Origin of the sequence: Planctomyces sp. SH-PL14, assembly GCF_001610835.1 — a bacterium.
In the GTDB taxonomy this organism is placed as follows: domain Bacteria; phylum Planctomycetota; class Planctomycetia; order Planctomycetales; family Planctomycetaceae; genus Planctomyces_A.
In genome coordinates this window covers 4,564,883-4,581,955 of record NZ_CP011270.1, presented here as the reverse complement: position 1 = coordinate 4,581,955, position 17,073 = coordinate 4,564,883, and the positions used below count along the sequence as shown (strand labels likewise).

At 65.0% G+C, this 17,073-nt stretch carries 11 protein-coding genes; 5 read left to right on the top strand and 6 right to left on the bottom strand.

The window, feature by feature from the left end; all coding sequences use genetic code 11:
• Positions 1–62 precede the first annotated feature (62 nt).
• Entirely contained in the window at positions 63–1,241 is a 1,179-nt protein-coding gene (locus tag VT03_RS17680; RefSeq protein ID WP_075094202.1) for a hypothetical protein, read from the top strand.
• A gap of 11 nt (positions 1,242–1,252) precedes the next feature.
• Positions 1,253–3,106, top strand: coding sequence for a polymorphic toxin-type HINT domain-containing protein (locus VT03_RS17675; protein WP_082846310.1), 1,854 nt, complete (start codon positions 1,253–1,255; stop codon positions 3,104–3,106).
• Between the two features lie 81 nt (positions 3,107–3,187).
• Here VT03_RS17675 and VT03_RS17670 read toward each other — a convergent pair whose 3' ends face one another.
• Positions 3,188–4,219 carry a ThiF family adenylyltransferase gene (locus tag VT03_RS17670; protein WP_075094200.1) on the bottom strand — a complete coding sequence of 344 codons (1,032 nt, stop codon included), beginning with the start codon at positions 4,217–4,219 and terminating at the stop codon, positions 3,188–3,190.
• 410 nt (positions 4,220–4,629) lie between these two features.
• On the bottom strand, positions 4,630–6,297 hold the full coding sequence (locus VT03_RS17665; RefSeq protein WP_075097171.1) for an ABC1 kinase family protein: 1,668 nt from the start codon (positions 6,295–6,297) through the stop codon (positions 4,630–4,632).
• Positions 6,298–6,923: 626 nt separating this feature from the next.
• Between VT03_RS17665 and VT03_RS17660 the strand changes: the two genes are divergently transcribed.
• Positions 6,924–9,491 (top strand): hypothetical protein, encoded by a 2,568-nt coding sequence (locus tag VT03_RS17660; protein WP_075094199.1) that lies wholly within the window; start codon positions 6,924–6,926, stop codon positions 9,489–9,491.
• 324 nt (positions 9,492–9,815) lie between these two features.
• Here the strand turns inward: VT03_RS17660 and VT03_RS34755 are convergent, their stop codons facing one another.
• The 4 genes from VT03_RS34755 to VT03_RS17640 form a co-directional block, all read right to left on the bottom strand.
• Complete coding sequence (locus tag VT03_RS34755; RefSeq protein WP_082846309.1) at positions 9,816–10,292, bottom strand: hypothetical protein; 477 nt, start codon at positions 10,290–10,292, stop codon at positions 9,816–9,818.
• Between the two features lie 148 nt (positions 10,293–10,440).
• Positions 10,441–11,400, bottom strand: coding sequence for a sugar phosphate isomerase/epimerase family protein (locus tag VT03_RS17650; RefSeq protein WP_075094198.1), 960 nt, complete (start codon positions 11,398–11,400; stop codon positions 10,441–10,443).
• Positions 11,401–11,486: 86 nt separating this feature from the next.
• Entirely contained in the window at positions 11,487–12,749 is a 1,263-nt protein-coding gene (locus VT03_RS17645) for a Gfo/Idh/MocA family protein (protein ID WP_075094197.1), read from the bottom strand.
• Positions 12,750–12,905: 156 nt separating this feature from the next.
• Complete coding sequence (locus tag VT03_RS17640; protein WP_075094196.1) at positions 12,906–13,772, bottom strand: SMP-30/gluconolactonase/LRE family protein; 867 nt, start codon at positions 13,770–13,772, stop codon at positions 12,906–12,908.
• Positions 13,773–14,308: 536 nt separating this feature from the next.
• Between VT03_RS17640 and VT03_RS17635 the strand changes: the two genes are divergently transcribed.
• Complete coding sequence (locus VT03_RS17635) at positions 14,309–15,127, top strand: tetratricopeptide repeat protein (RefSeq protein ID WP_082846307.1); 819 nt, start codon at positions 14,309–14,311, stop codon at positions 15,125–15,127.
• Positions 15,128–15,571: 444 nt separating this feature from the next.
• Positions 15,572–17,014, top strand: a complete 1,443-nt coding sequence (locus tag VT03_RS17630) for a DUF1501 domain-containing protein (protein ID WP_075094195.1) — start codon at positions 15,572–15,574, stop codon at positions 17,012–17,014.
• Positions 17,015–17,073: the final 59 nt, after the last annotated feature.

Here is a 17,073-nt window from a genome sequence, read left to right as displayed (position 1 = left end):
TGTCGTATGCGGATGCGCCCACTCCTCTTGCGCACGAATTGACAGTCCTTGCCGAGGAGGGATTGCGGGGAACTCCGGAGGGACTCAAGGCGGCCGAGCGAGCCTATGAGAAGGCTCGACGACTGGCCCCGGACGATGCCGGGGTCGAGTATGCCTGGTCCGTCGTACTGACGAAGAATCGAAAGTTCGAGCAGGCCGAGGAGTCGTTTCAGAAGGCGCTCGCCGCGTCACCTCCCTATCTGCCGGCCCGCGTCGCGAATATCCGGACCAAGCTTCGTCAACGGAAGTTGACGGAAGCTGCGGAGCAGCTTGTGGATCTGGCGGAGTTGATCGGGCATGCGCCGGCCGAGGCCATCCCCGTTGAGGATCGGCGTCAGGCGGCGGTCTGGATGGGGTCGTTCGTCGAGTATCTCAAGGGACCGGCCGGGGATGCGGAGGTCGCCCAGTTCGTCAACCGGCGGATCCCGAGCGTCAACAGCTACCTGCAGGAATACGGCGAGCAGGTTGCCTCCGGACAGGCGGCGGTGGGGCGGGTCCAGCGTCAGTTTCAGGATCAACTTCAGACGGTCCTCGACGAGTCTTCGACGGCGAAGACCGAGGCCCTGCGGCGCGAGATTGAGAACAAGGACAAGCTGGAGCGCGACTACCGGGATGCGCAGAAAGACCAAGCGTCCGCCAAGAAGCTGGTCGAGGAGGGCGCTGCGGACCTCGATGCGAAACTGGGGGCCCTCGAAAAGCAGTTGACCAGCCTTCAGGAGACGGAGAGGAAACTTTCTGACGCAATCCTCAACCTGGCCTACGAGATGAGCGCACTGCAAAGAGATCTGGAGAGGCTGCAGAGGTACGAGGGGTACCCGGCAGCCAAGCGGATCTATACCGACAAGATCAATGAGAAGGCGGCCGAGCGGGAGTTGCTCAGGGCCGACCTCATGTCGCTCTACGCGACACACGATCAAGCCACACGACGGGCTCAGCAGCTCCTCGAACAGCGTTCCACGGTTTACGGCTTCCAGAACCAGTTGGCGAACAAGTCCGTTCGCGTCTCAGCTCAATACGAGCGTTTGCAGAAACTGGCTCGGACACAACTGCGGGAAATTCAGACGAGTGCCCCGGGCAGCTCCGGCCGCGCGCAGGCGCTGCGAAACAAGATGCAGAGTTGGTCGACGTACGATTCTTTTGACGCTGCCGCGGAACTGTCCGCGCTCGCCGCTGGCGGCCTGCCGGCCGTGAAACAACCTTAGGAGTCTCAGCGATGTTGCGAATTCTCGGAAACCTGAGCCTGGTGTGCGGCGTGTTGGCGACAGGAGCGGCTGTACTAGCCGCGCCTCCGACTCCCAAGTCCTCGGCCCCCTCGGCCGAGGAATCCCCGGTTGTCGATGGAAAGCGAATCCTGGAGTTGGAGCTCTCCGGAGATCAGGCCGCGAGAGCATCGGCGGTCACACGGCGTCTGGCTGAGAACCCCAACGATCCGCTGGCCCAGTGGGCGGCGGGAAACGTGAAGGTTGGAGACACCTGGGTTCCGTTTGCCGAAGTCGCCGATCACGGCGACCGCTGGAAGGAGTTGTACGACTATCGAAAGGCGCGGGACAGCCGCCAGATGACGGTGGAAGACCAGTTGTTCCTGGCGGACGGAAGTCGCGCGCATCGGCTGAAGGATGAGGAGCGGGCCCACCTCACTGCCGTCACACTGCTCGATCCGACGCACACCGAGGCTCGGCAGCGGCTGGGCGATATGCAGGTTCAGGGGCGGTGGGTTGCTCGGGAGGCCATTGGCCGCGCCATTCATCATCAGGAGCGCTGGTCAACATCGCTGAACCGATACGGGAAGCAGGCGACCGCTCTCGTTCGTCGATTGCGCAATAAATCCTCGGAGGTCGTCGCCCGAAACCTGCAGCAGTTCGACGAATGGACGGCGCCCGAGAAGCTTCCGGCCCTGGAGTCCGCGATTGGCGACGCTGGCGACCCGCTTCACACCGCCTATGTGGAATGGCTGGGGACGGTTTCCCACTTCCAGGCCTCGCACGCACTTGTCCGTCAGGCTCTCTTCTCCGAGAACGCGAACATCCGACTTCAGGCCACGGAGGAACTGAAGGACCGACCGACGGAAGGTTATCTGCGAGAACTGATTTCGAGCGTCACTCTGATGTCCGAGAATCCGACTCCCGAGGTGCTTGCGGGACGAGGCGCGCAGACCGTGCGGTTCACAATGGAGACGCTGGACCAGAAAATTGATCTGCAACTGCTGCTCAAGAATCCCATCGAGCGTCTCACTGTTCTCATGGCACCGGACGTTCCCGGCTTCCTCGACTTCAATGAAACGGTCGGCAAGGCGGGAGCCCAGATCTGGGCCTCGATTCTCGTCAACCAGACCGCGGGAGACGGTGTCCGAAATCGTCGAGCGATTCAGACCGTTGCCGCCGTGGCGGGGCAGAAGCTTCAGCAGCCCGCCGACGTCTGGAAATGGTGGGAAACCGAAGGGGATGCGGTCGGCGGGAAGCAGCTGGTCTCGATGAACTATGAACAGACCTGGTACATCGATCCGCGGACCCGAAGGATCGAACACGCGCCGCGGCAGATCGTCCGCCAGAAGACCTGTCCTCCCGGCTCCTGCCTGGCGGCGGGGACGATGATCGTTACCGAACTAGGAGCGCGGCCGGTCGAATCGATCCAGCCGGGCGATCGGGTTCTCTCGCAGAACGTGGAAACCGGCGAACTGACGTTCAAGCCGGTGTTCGCGCAGACCGTCCGTGAAAAAGCCAAGCTCTACCGGGTCAAGACCGGGGACAACGAGATCCTGTGTTCGCACGGACACCCGTTCTGGATCAATGGCGAAGGCTGGGTGCAGGCCCGTTCGCTGCAGCCCAAGATGCCCCTCCATACGGTGCGGGGCGCGGTCGAGGTCACGTCGGTCGAGCCGGCCGGGGAGGGGACGGTCCACAACCTCGTCGTTGCGGACTCGCACACCTACTTCGTTGGCAAGGAGGGTTCGTTCCTGAGCCACGACGTCACGCCGCGGCAGGCGACGAATGCCCTCATTCCCGGGTTGCAGCCCGTATGGGATCTCGGGGCGGAGAAGGATGCCGAGAAGCCGCTGACCGCCCGGTGAGGACTCGTCTGGAATTCCGACCGGAGAGACTTCGAGTCACCCGCGCTGTTTCGCGGGTGACTCTTTTTGTTTGGGCCTCACTTACGTCCCGATGTAACGGGCGTAGAGGGTCCGGGCGGTCGGGATGTCTTCCGTTCCCTTGATGATCGCGCGGCCGTCGCGGAAGACCGTGATCTCGTAAGCGGGGTCGCGGAGGTCGAGACGGACCAGGAACGGGTTGCGGGTCACGGGGCCGCTGGCGCAGAGGCGGGCGGCGAGGTCGTCGAGCGAGAGGGTCATCCGCTGCGGCGGGGTCACCTGGACGGCGTTGCGGCCGCAGAGGGAGGTCGAGCGCGAGACGGCGTCGCCCCGGAGCCAGCGGCGCTCCCCTTGGACGCAGGCGGGGCAGTTCGTGCGGGCGGGGAGGTCGCCGAGCTTGAGGCGGCGGAGCGAGGCGTCCCAGACATCGACGATTGTCAGGGCGGATTCGACCGCCTGGCCGGTGAGGATCTTCATCGCCTCCACGATCTGGAGCGAGGCGACCACCTGGATCGCCGGCGCGAGGACCCCGGCGGTATCGCAGGTGTCCATGGAGCCGGGGTCGGGGACCCCTTCCATGAGGCATCGCAGGCAGGGGGTCTGGCCGGGGATGATCGGCATCACCTGGCCGTGGCTGCCGACGCAGCCGCCGTTGACCCAGGGCGTTCCGGTTTCGAGGGCGGCGTCGTTGATGAGGAAGCGGATCTCGAAGTTGTCGGTTCCGTCGAGGACGAGATCGATCCCCTGCATGAGGCCCTGGATGTTCGTGTAGTCGACGTCCGCCACGATGGGCTCGATCGTGACGGTCGAGTTGATCCGCTGCAGCTTCCGGGCGGCGGCGATCGCTTTGGGCAGTTGGGCGGTGACGTCGTCTTCGTCGTAGAGGACCTGTCGCTGGAGGTTCGTGAGTTCGACGAAGTCCCGGTCGACGAGCCTCACGAAGCCGATTCCGGCCCGGACCGCGGTCTCGGCCAGGACGGAGCCGAGTGCGCCGCAACCGACGATCAGGATCCGGGCCGCACAGAGGCGCCGCTGGCCTTCTTCACCGATCCCGGAGTAGAGAACCTGTTTGCGGTAGCGATCAAGCGGCGACATGGGGCAGTGAAGGGGTCGTGGGTAGCCAGGATGGTGGGGGGGGGGAAGGACTCAAGCCGCGTCCTTGCCGGCGCGACTGTATAGCTCAAACCCAACGTGCTACGGCAGCCGGGGTCAAGGGGGGCTGTGTTGTCTTCTTGGCCCCCTTGCCGCCGGAGGCGCTTCCATGAGGAATCGCCGGATACAACGGACGTCCCCTTTGTGGGACCGGCGTTGAGGACTCACCGCTCGCACTGCAATCCCGGCGTCTTGGTGAGGAGGCATACGACATGTTGTTCGCATTTGGACACGACCTCCTTCACACAGTTCCCGACGAGACAAGCCTCCGGCGGGCAAGGGGGATTCTCCCCCCTGCACCCCCTGACCAGGGTGCCCCTGGACCCGGCTAGGGGGAAGAGCTCCACCAAATGTCACAGCCTCCCGCTCCGCAGGACCCCATAAATCAACCACACACCGAGGAACCCCGACAGCAGGAAGACCGGAATCGTGATCCACGACGACGTCACCCCGCTCCGGAGGACGAGAGCCGACGAGAGAATCAACGACGCAATGATCACCGCGATCACGACACGATTACTCGATCGGTCGAACTCCGTGATGAGATGGTCGAGCCCCCGGTGTTCGAACTTGATCCGCAGGTCGTCATGAGCCAGCTTCTCAAGGACGCGGCTCGTCGACAAAGGCAGGTCGTGGGCCGCCGAAAGAAGCGACCGGACGTCGTCGTAAGCGCGATGGAACATCCGCTTCGGCTCGTACCGTCGGCGGACGACCCGCTCGATGAACGGCTGCAGCTCTCCCGCCAGATTGAAACGGGGGTCGAGCGCCCGGCCGACCCCTTCGAGCGTAATGATCGCCCGGATGAAGAGCATCAGGTCCCCCGGGCAGCGGAGACCATGGTCGGAAAGCATGTGGACGAAGTCCCCCAGGAGCCGCCCCACCTTGATCCGTTCCAGCGGCAACTCATAGAAGCCCTCGACGAAGTCCCGGACGTCGGCGGTGAGCAGGTTCTGATCGATCGGCCGCGAAGGCGGGCAGATGACCTGGACCATCGAGACCGTCCGGCGGATATCGTGCCGCACGACCGCCAGGAACATGTCGACCAGCTCGTCCCGCTTCGACTCGTCGAGCGTCCCGACCATTCCGAAGTCGAGGAGCGCAATCGTCCCGTCGCTCATGACCCGCAGGTTTCCGGGATGGGGGTCGCCATGGAACACCCCCAGGTCGAACGCCTGCTTCATGAAGATCAGGGCCCCATTGCGGGCAACCCCCTTGGGACAGATCCCGCGGGCCCGCAGGGCCTCGGGGTCGTCCGCCCGCTCGCCGGTGACGAAGTCCATCGTCAGGACCGCTTCGGTCGTCAGCTCCTCGTAGACGTGCGGGATCCGGAGCGTGGCGTCATTCCGAAACAGCCGCTGAAACTCCTGGATGTTGCGGGCTTCGCGGTGGAAGTTCATCTCCCGGCGGATCGTGCGGGCGAAGTGGTTGACGAGGCCCGTCGGATCGAAGACCCGCGCCTCCGGGACGCTGTAGTCCAGGAGCGCCGCCAGCTCGCCCAGGAGCGAGAGGTCCCGTTCCACGTCCCGGACGACGTTGGGCCGGCGGATCTTGACCGCCAGTTCCGATCCGTCGTGCGCGCGGGCCCGGTGCACCTGGCCGAGCGATCCGGCCGCCAGGGGCTCGAGGGTGAACGAGGCGAACAGTTCCGAGACGGGGCGGCCGAGTTCCGCCTCGACGGTGGCGGCGGCCTCTTCGCCGGAGAACGGGGGAACCCGTTCCTGGAGGAGGGCGAGTTCGTCGAGCAGTTCCGACGGGAGGATATCGGGACGGGTGCTCATGACCTGCCCGAACTTGACGAACGTGGGCCCCAAGTCCTGAAGGGCCATGCGGATCCGCTGGGAGGTCGTGTACTCGACGACCGGTTCGGGGCGTTTGAAGCGGAGCCACCGCCAGCCGCGGTCCAGGGAGCGCCGCATCCCGCTGCGGTAGAGCAGGTCTCCGAATCCGTAGTTCAGGAGGACGGTGGCGATTTCGCTGCTGCGGCCGAGGTTCCGCAGGAATCGCAGGGGATGGGCTTCCACGAGGAGGTCCGAAGTTTGACGGGAACGGGGACGCAGCATTGTCCGGTGAAGGGCGAGATCCGACAACCCGCTTCCGGTGGTCGCCCAATACTGACCGAACCGGGTCCAGGGGCACCCTGGTGGGGGATGCAAGGGGGCAACGCCCCCTTTGCCCGCCGGAGGCCTGGCCGTCGGGAGATGTCTGAAGGAGGGCGTGTCCAAGCGAGGACAGCGTGTCGTATGCCCCCTCACCAACCCGCGGGGATTGCAAAGCGAGCGGTGTGGATTGAGGGAGTCCTCAACGCCGGTACCACAAAGCGGACATCCGTTGTGTCCCACGGTTCCTCATCGAAGTGCCTCCGGCGGCAAGGGGGTGAGACCCCCTTGACCCCAGACTGCCGGGGCACATTGGGTTTGAGCTATGGGAGTCGTGCCGGCAAGGACACGGTTCGAGCCGGAAGGATAAGCATCCCGGCCTTCGTTGAGCGACCACCATCCAGCTCAACACTCCCGTCAACGGCGGAGCCTCGCTCTCCGCACGAACCGACGGTGACATTCGTTCCCAACGGATCGTATAGTGTGGGACGTCCGTTCCCGTGCCGAGGGAACCCTCGTCTCCTCGTCCACGCCGCCGTCCCCGGACCTCCATGCTCGCGTTCGACTGGCCGACATTCCGCGGGGTGGAGTCCACACCGTGGCTGATCGTCTTGATCGTCGTGGCGGCGGCGTCGGTTGGGTGCATCACGTTCCTCTACGGTTACGAGCGACAGCTCGTCGACCGGAAGCTCGGAAACACGCTCCTCGGCCTGCGACTCGCGTCCCTGGCGGTGATTCTCTTCGCCCTGTTCGAGCCGGTCTCGCGGTGGAGCGAGGACATCACGACCACCGGCCGCGTGGTCGTAGCGATCGACGTCTCCGAGAGCATGGACACCCAGGATGCCGTCGCCACGCCGGCGGAGAAGCTGCGGCTCGCCAAGGGGCTGGGGATGCTCGGCCACGGCGAGGCGGCAGAGCGGGTCGATCCATGGATCGCGGCTTACGAGGCGGGGAAGGAACCGGATTGGGTCCTGCCGCAGGAGACGAACGACGCCGACAAGCGCCGGGCCCTCGCCGCGGGTCGGCGTGAGCTGGTCCAGGGGCTGATGACGGAAGTCGAGCGGCTGCCGCGGTACGAGATCGCCCGCCGGCTGCTGATGAACGGCTCGCGGCCTCTCATCAAGCAGATTCAGGAGAGTGCCAACACCGAGCTGTACGTCTTCGCCGCCGATGTGGCGTCGACGGACGTCAAGGCGCTGGAGTCTCCGGAGAAGGTCAAAGGAAACAGCGAGGGAACCGACGTCACGCTCCCGCTCAACGCGGCCATCGAAGGCTCCGGAGGCGGAAAGCTGGCAGGCGTCGTCATCCTGACCGACGGCCGGGACAACCTGCACGGAGGGGACGGCCGGTTCGTTCAGCGGTTCGGCGGCCTGGCTCCGATCTATCCGATCCTGATCGGGTCGGACCGGCGTCCCAAGGACCTTGCCGTGGCGGGGCTCGACTACCCCTCGACGGTGTTCCAGGACGACACACCGATCGTCAAGGCGATCCTCCGCACGAGCGGCTACGACGGCAAGGAGATGTCCGTCGTCCTGGAGAAGCGGGACGCCGCCGGCCAACCCGTGGGGGAACCGGTCCGCAAGACGGTCCGCATCGACGGTCCGACGGCCGAGGTTCCGTTCGATCTCGACGCCAAGGAAGTCGGCCGGCACCAGTACGCCCTCCGGGTCGAGCCGCAGCCGGATGAGACCCGGCAGGACAACAACCAACGCGACTTCCAGATGCAGGTGGTCGACGACAAGGCGAACGTCCTGGTCCTGGAAGGGGACGCGCGGTGGGAGTTCCGGTACATCCAGGACGCCCTGATGCGGGACAACCGCCTCAAGGTCGACAAGATCGTTTTCAACCAGCCTTACATGGGTGTCCTGGCCGACACTTTCTTTCCTAGGCTGCTGAAGCTGCCCGAGCAGTTCACTCCGGGAAGCCCGACGCCGTTCAGCCAGTACGACCTAGTCCTGATCGGCGATGTTGCCCCGAACGACCTTTCGCCGCGGGCCTGGGAGTTCCTCGACCGCTATGTCCGCGAGGAAGGGGGCACTCTGCTCCTGATCGCCGGGAAGAACTTTTTTCCTCAGGACTACGCCTCCGATATCGTCGCGGGGCTGCTGCCGGTCACGAATCTCCGGGCGAAGGATCTGGCCGGCCCGACGCAGACCGGGGGGCCGCTCGACCGGGGCTTTCACCTGCGGCTGACGGACGACGGCGAGCAGCAGTCAATTCTCCAGTTCGACGCCGATGTGGCCGAGAACCGGCGGATCTGGTCGAAACTACCCGGACATCAGTGGGGACTCGTCGCCGAAGCCCGACCCGCCGCGACGGTCTGGGCGTCGCTGGAAGTTCCGCCGGGTGAGGCCGAAACGCCGCGGCTCGACTGGGACCGCAAGAACGCGATGCTCGTGCAGCAGTTCGTGGGGGCGGGCCAGGTGGTCTGGATGGGGATCGACAGCACCTGGCGGTGGCGGTTCCGCGTGGGTGACAAGTACCACCATCGCTACTGGGGACAGCTCGCCCGGTGGGCGGCGGATGCAAAGTCGGCGGCGGGGAATGAGTTCCTGAAGTTGAGCCTCGATCGGCCGACGATCAGCCTGGGCGAGGATGCTGTTGTCCGGGTCCGTTGGGACGAGCAGGCGCTCAAGAAGGCGCCGAATGTCCGCGTGCAGGCGATCCTGGAGCCGATCCGAGCGGACGGGTCGGCCGATGGGGCGCATCCTGCGATCGCGCCGGTGACGATCGATCTGCGGCCGTCGAAGCCGCTGACGTTCGAGGGACGGGCGATCGGGCTGAAGTCCGGGGACTATCGGGTGCGGCTGCAGGTGGACAATGCGGACGTGAAGACGGAGGGGATTCAGGCGGAGCTGGTGGTTCTTCCGCCGACGACGGGTGAGCTGGCGGACGTGAGTGCGAACCGGGCGTTGCTGGAGCAGATTGCGAGCGTGTCGGGCGGGCGGTTGTTCCTGCCTGATCAGGCGGGTGAGATACCGAGCCTGTTCCGGGACGTGAATCAGACGCTACACAAAGAGGGCGAGGAGCCGCTGTGGAATCGGTGGTGGGTGCTGTTCCTGTTCTGCGGGATCGTGATGACGGAGTGGGTGCTGCGCAAGGTGAACGGCCTGCCGTAATCCGGGTCCAGGGGCACCCTGGTGGGGAGTGCAGAGGGGCAACGCCCCTTTGCCCGCCGGAGGCCTGGCCGTCGAGAGATGTCTGAAGGCGATCGTGTCCAAACGCGGACACCGTGCCGGATGCCCCCTCACCAACCCGCTTGGAATGCTGAGCGAGCGGTGAGTTCGAGACGCCGGTCCCACAAAGGGGACATCCGTTGTTTTCAACGGTTCCTCATTGAAGCGCCTCCGGCGGCAAGGGGGTGAGACCCCCTTGACCCCAGCGGCCGTCGCACGATGGGTTCGAGCAAGCAACGCCGTGCCGGCAAGAGCGCGTTGGTGCGTTCACCAGATCTTGGCCGTCAACAACTTGACGACGATGCTCTTGTTCTGGAAATCGAGGAACGTCGGCGTCGTCTGCGGATCTTCCTGCACCCGCTGCAGCAGATGCCGAATCCGCGAGACCGGGTACACAACCGTGATATCCCCAAAAGGAATCGCCGTCAGCGGCACCGCCCCGCCGATGTAGCTCGAACCTTCAAACTCCCCGTTCGTCGTGAAGTCGTCGTTCTCCATCATCCGCGTCACGATCTCTTCCACAAAATCCGTGAAGTTGTGCAGACCGCGCCGCGATTCGCTGGCCGAGGCGAGATCGAGCAGACGGGCATTCACAAGCACGCACGTATCAACCAGCCCCTCATTGACCGGCGTGTTGAAGTAACCGGCAACGCCATAACCATTGCGGAGCAGACAGGCGACCGGGATGTAGTCGGCCTTGCCGGGCTGGGATCCAATCAGCGTGACGAAATCGTTCCGCAACATCGAACGTTCTCCGAACCGCGCGGGGGAAGGGCAAAGAGTCCGCGAGGGATAGCGGGTGAACGTGAGTTGGGAACGAATGCTCCGTGAAGAGAGGGAGAAGATCCACGGAGACAAGCCCGTCTCCCGAGGACTGGACCCTGCCCCAGGATCAGGCCGGCGCGAATGCCTTCCGCAGCAGCTCCAGGCTCTTGGGGATGGCTGTCGAAAAGTCTTCTTTCCCCTCGAACTCCAGCGAGATGTAGCCCTGGTAGTTCACCTTGCGGAGGATCTCGGCGACGCGGGGGTAGTCGATGTCGAGCGTGTACCACGTCCCGCCGCCGAAGTAAGTCTTGGCTTGGACCAGGACCGCCCGCGGGGCGAGGAGTTCATACTGCTCGTACTGCCGCTCCAGGAAGTTGCCGGTGTCGAGCGTCGCCTGGAGCCAGGGAGACTGGACGGCGTCGAGAATTCGCAGGACCCCTTCCGCGGTCCGGCCGAGGCCCCAGTGGTTTTCGAGGCCGAGGACCACGCCGCACTCTTCGGCCTTCGGGAGGCACTGCGTGAGGCTGTCGATGACCCACTGAAACCCTTCGTCATCGGTGTGGCCGGGGAGACGGTCTTCGATCCCCTTGTTCTTCATCAGCTCGTCGAAGGTCTTCGTCGTCCCCCAGCGGCCGGTGTTGACCCGGATCGTGGGGATGCCGAGCCGGTAGGCGAGCTCGATGCAGCCGATCGTATGATCGATGTTCTTCTGCCGGACCGCCTTGTCCGGTGAGACGAACGACTGGTGGGTCGACATTCCGCACAGGTCGAGCCCGTGTCGGAACGCCCGCTGCTTAAGCTTCTGCAGGCGGGCGTTCGAAAAGTCGTCCCCCATCTGGATGTGGAGGAGTTCTACGGCGTCGAAGCCGTCCCGGGCGGCGAGGTCGATGCACTGCTCGACATCGAGCTTCGTGTCGTCGCGGAACCGCCAGTAGGAGTAGGTCGAGACGCCGATCCGCGGCGGGCGGGACGGCTTCGGCGCCGCGGGCTCGGCGGCCGAGGCAGCGGGCATCGCGGGCGAAAGTCCACCGGCGACGGCGGTCAGGGCCGCGGCATTCAGCCAGTCACGACGGGTCAGGCGGGACATGCGGTGTCTCCTTCGATACGTCGATGTCGAGTTCTGAACGACCGCGGCGGCCTGCGGGAGCACGGCCGCCGCCGAGGCCATCGCCGCTACACGCGTCCCGGATAGAGAACGCGCGGCTCGGCCGAACCGGGCCGGTAGAGGACGAGTCCCCCCTTGGCCTCGTTGACCCGCACGACGCAGTCGGCGTGTCCCCCGGCCTGCTCTTCGAGGATGGCCTCGAGGGCCTGGACCGCGGCGACCGATTGCCGGTCGGCGGTCAGGTCGTTGTACCCCAGGGCCTGCATCTCGGCCAAGCGCTCGCTTCGCTTCGACTTGTCGCCGCCGTGCTCGACGTAGGCCACCTCGCGGGCGAACCGCTCGATGACCTCCACGCCGTAGCCCCGCTGCGACCGCTCGCCCCACGGCTCCAGGAAGGTGCCGTTGTAGTGGTTGTTGATCGTGATCTTCCGTTCGAACGGCGTCTTCCCCTCGATCGTGCACTCGACGCCGCGCTTGCGGGAGTGGCCGTTCCAGACCCCGTTGTCGAAGCGGAACTGGACCTCCTGCTCGACGTAGCCGGGGAAGTTGTCCGGCGTGACCCACGAGGTGTGGATGTCGAAGGCAGCTTCGCGACCGTCGTCGTACTCGTAGATCATCCGCATCTGGGTGCTGTCCCAGGTGGGGCCATCCTTGGGGCCGACGATCCCCCGCTGGCCGGTCGCCGTCACGGTCTTGAGCCGGCCGCCGAACGTGAAGTCGATGAGCTTGATGTAGTGGCAGGCGACGTACGTTCCCGGGTTGCGGCCGGTGATCCACTCCGAGAACTGGGCCCCGGCGATCTGCTTCGGCTCCAGGAGCGAGCAGTAGCCGTTGTTGACGTGCTGCAGCAGGCCGTCGGCGACGAGGGTCCTGAGCTTCTTGTGGTCCGGGTCAAGGAGCTTGTGGTAGACGACTTTGGCCAGGACGTTCTTCTGTCTGGCGAGGGCAGCGAGTTCGTCGAGCTCCTGGAGCATCAGGACCGAGGGCTTCTCGATGATGACGTGCCGGCCCCCTTCGAGGACCTGTTTCGCGGCGTCGAAGTGCCGGTTGTCCGGGGTCGCGACGCAGGCGAAGTCGACGCCGCTTTCCAGCAGCGCCGGAACCGGATTCTCGCCGTAGTGGCTTACGAGATTCCGGAACGCGGCCGGGGCGGACTTCTTATACGCCTCGACCCGCTTCCCCGTCCGCGAGGCGACGGCGGCCAGCTCGACCGCGACGTCGCCGAAGCGGCGGTCGTAGAGTCCTTCCCGGGCGACTCGCTCGAAGAACGGGCGGTAGGTCTCGTCGAAAATCATCCCAAAGCCGACCATGCCGGCGCGAAGCGTACTCATCGGTAGACACAACGATCTGAGGTGAGGTGCAGGCAGGCGAGCGGTCCATGTTGTAAGGACCGCGGCCAGCCTCGTGCCAGTGACGGGCGGCTCCGTCAGCCGCCATCGCCTCATCACGTTCAGTCCGGGCGTCGCTTCGTGTGCATCGGCCCCGACCTAGTCGACCAGTTCGTAGGCCGTCAGCTTGTCCTCCATCATCCGCGGCAGGATCAGGAGCCGCTTCTCAGGGATGTAGGCGTGGTCGGCGGTTCCCTGCTTCATTGAGAGGAGCGTCGTGGCTTTGCCGTCGGCCGTGACGTGGAACACTTTGCCGTTGAACCAGTCGCTGACGAGGTAATGGCCGTGTTCGTCGACTTCCAGCCCGTCGAGGTTGCCCAGCGGTTCCGGCGTGATGAGTTTCCGTTCTTTGGTCTTGAGGTCAAAGCTCATGAGCTGGCCGGCCACCTTGGTCGAGCCATCCGCGTTCTGTTCCTTCATCCACCCGCCGACGATCAGGGCGCCGTCCTTCACGAGCAGTCCATTGGGGGCCTGCGTCTCGGGCCCTTGGACGAACACGGAGAGCTTCGCGGACGGATCGACCCGGTGGATCACGCCCGTTCCCGTGTCGGAGATGTAGAAGTTCCCTTCGCTGTCCATCGCGACGTCGTTGAGGAACTTCGCCCCCTCGACCGGCATGGTCCGGTTGATCTTGTCGAACTCGGAGTCGATGACCACGATCTCATCGACCGCGCTGACCATCATCAGCCCGTCGACCCCGCGGATCCCCTTGGGGGAGTTGAGGCCTGTGATCCACTTTTCCTTGAGCACCTTGCCCGAGGTGTCGTACTTCGAGATGTAGCCGGTTCCATCTTTCTTGTCGGGGGCGGTGCCGATGTTGGAGACGTAGACGATCTTCGTCAGAGGGTCGTACCACGCCGATTCCGGCTTCATGAGTCCGGTGTTGACGGTCCAGACTTCTTTGAGTTCCGCGGCGCTGGCGGTGACGCTGCAGAGGCAAAGACAGAACGTGATGAACGCTCGCATGGGTGTCGCTCCTGACGAGGCTGGAGGTGAGGGACCGGGCCGGGCTCAAAGAAGAAGAGGATTGTGAATGGGCCGACGTTCAGGGGGAAGCCAGCGATTCTGTCGATCCGTGCCCCCAGCGGCATTGTCCCCAACCGGGTCCAGGGGCACCCTGGTCAGGGGGTGCAGGGGGCAGAATGCCTCTTGCCCGCCGGAGGCCTGGCCGTCGAGAGATGTCTGAAGGAGTGAGTATCCAAGCGCGGACAACGTGCCGTATGCCCCCTCACCAACCCGCGGGGATTCCAGTGCGAGCGTCGAGTCCTCAACGCGGGTACCACAAAGGGGACATCCGTTGTGTCCAACGGTTCCTCACAGGAGTGCCTCCGGCGGCAAGGGGTCGCCCCCTTGACCCCAGGCTGCCGTCGCACGTTGGGTTTGAGCAAGGGACGCCGTGCCGGCAAGGACGCGGTCCGAGCCAGGCGGATGCTGGTCGATGCTGACGAACAGACCTCCCCACCGTATGCTCTCAACACGCCACCACGAACCGCGAGCCAGTCGTGAACCTGCTCACCCTAGCCCAGGATGTCCTTCCGCCCGTCCCACGGGACTTCGGGTGGCAGCACGCCCTCTGGAAACAACTCGTCGGACTGGGACCGTGGGTCTACCTCCCGTTCCTGCTCTGGATGGCTTACGTCTGTGTCCGGGACGATCCGGAAGCACGGGCCTGGATCTGGATCATCCTCGTCATTCAGCCCTTCGGCCCCTTCCTGTACTTCTTCGCCCGCTACATCCCGACGCGCGACTGGCATGGCCCGAAGTGGCTCCGGCGGTTCACGCGGGGGAGTGAGATCCGGCGGAAGGAGATCGCGGCCCACAACATTGGGAACGCTCACCAGTTCGTCGAGCTGGGGGATGCCCGCCGCGAAGTCGGCCAGTGGGACGGAGCCTGCGAGAGCTACGACCAGGCGCTCGCCAAAGAGCCGGACAACATCGCCGCCCTCTGGGGGGCCGGGCAGTGCGAGTTCCAGGCGAAGCACTTTGAGGAGGCGAAGGCCCATCTGGCCGCGGTGCTGAAGAAGGATCCGGCCTACAAGTTCGGCGATGTTTCGCTCCTGCAGGGGCGGGTACTTCAAGCGCTCGGAGACGACCCGGCGGCGATCGCGCATCTCCGAGAGCACACGCGGCGGTGGCGGCATCCTGAGGCGCTGTACATTCTGGCGGACCTGCTCGCCAGACAGGGGGAGGCGGCCGAGGCTCGGCGACTGCTCGACGGGCTGCTGATGGATCTGGAGGCGGCTCCGAAGGCGATTGCCCGCAAGCAGATGTTCTGGAAGGGACGGGCCAAGCGGCTTCGGCGAACGCTTCCCAAGGCTTAATTGGGCGACGTCCTTGCCGATGCAGTGTCCATAGCTCAAACCCAATGTGCCACGGCAGCCGGGGTCAAGGGGGCGACCCCTTGCCGCCGGAGGCACTCCTGTGAGGAACCGTTGTAAGCAACGGATGTCCCCTTTGTGGAGCCGGCGTGGAGGACTTGCCGCTCGCACTGGAATCCCCGCGGGTTGGTGAGGGGGCATACGACACCGTGTCCACGTTTGGACACACGCTCCTTCAGACATCTCTCGACGAGAGGGCCTCCGGCGGGCAAAGGGGCGTTGCCCCTCTGCACTCCCCACCAGGGTGCCCCTGGACCCTGCATTTGGTGACCACCAATCGGCGAACCGGCCGCGAAATCGCGAATTGCCTCCGCCAGGACTCCTCGCTACCATCTCATCAGCTCGCATTGATGGATCGTCGTCGCCCAGGAATCCCCGGTTCCGTCCATGAATGACGCTGCGCACGCTTCTTCGCCGGTCTGGTCCTTTCTCAACGCCCGGCGCCCAGAAGGTCTCCAGGTCCACTCCCGTCGCAATGTCCTCAAGGTCGGTCTGGCAGGAATCGGCGGACTGACGCTCCCACGGCTCCTCCAGCAACAGGCCCAGGGCGCGGCGGCCGGGGCCCGGCCCAAAAGCGTGATCCTGCTCTGGATGGCGGGCGGGCCGAGCCACATCGACATGTGGGACCCCAAGCCGGATCGCCCGTACAACAACCGCGGGCCATTCTCCGTCATCTCGTCAAAGCTCCCCGGCGTCATCGTCTGCGAACATCTGCCGAAGATCGCCGGGATGATGGACAAGCTGACCGTCATCCGGTCGGTCGACTGCAAAGGAAGCAACCACGAGCCCAACAAGGTCATGCAGACCGGTAACCGCGAGGCGGAGCCGCGGAGCAACCCCAACGGAGACAAGTACGCCAGCTTCGGCTCCATCATCGCCAAGCACCGCCGCGATCAGACCGATGCGATGCCCGCCTACGTCGCCTTTCAGAAGTCCCGCACGCACGTCGCCTACGGCGGCTGGCTCGGGAAGGAGTACGACCCGTTCCTGGCCAACACCGCCACGCGGCTGCCGATCCTGACGGATGTCGGCGTCGACACCGGCCAGATGACCGGGGCCGACATCTTCCGGATGTCGAGCGGTGTCTCAGTGGAGCGGCTGGAGAGCCGCCGTGAGCTGGCAACGCAGTTCGACCGGATGCGGACGAACCTCGACCAGTCCGGGATCATGGAGGCGGGAGACGTCTACCAGCAGCAGGCGGTCGAGATGCTGCTCGGCCAGAAGGCGCAGCGGGCCTTCGACCTCTCGCGGGAAGAGGCCGCGGTCCGCGACCGCTATGGAAAACACCTGTGGTGCCAGCAGGCGCTCGTCGCCCGGCGGCTCGTGCAGGCGGGCTCGAGTTTCGTGACGCTCGACCTCAGCTACCACGGCGCCTCCGGAACCTGGGACACGCATGGCGACAACATTCCGCCGTACGGCGGGATCTCAAAGGGACTCGGCCCGCTGCTGCCGCTCTTCGACCATCTGCTGACGACGCTGGTCAGCGACCTTGAGCGGTGCGGTCTCCTCGACAGTACGCTCGTGATCGCGATGGGGGAATTCGGCCGGACGCCGAACATGGGAACGCAGGGGAGCACCGATGGCCGGGACCACTGGCCCGAGGTGATGTCGATGTGCCTCGCCGGCGGCGGCCTGCGGCACGGCCAGGTGATCGGCAGCAGCGACCCGCAAGGGGGCACGATCGCCTCCCGTCCCGTCACTCCCGGCGACCTGGCGGCGACGATCTACCAGTACATGGGTGTCCCGCTCGACGCGACCTACGACGACGACCGCGGCCGCCCCCGCTACATCGTCGAAGAGAACGGCCGACCCGTAAGCGAACTCTTCTGATGAGGCAGAAGAGTTAAACACCAAGACACCAAGGAGGCACCAAGGTCACAAAGAATACA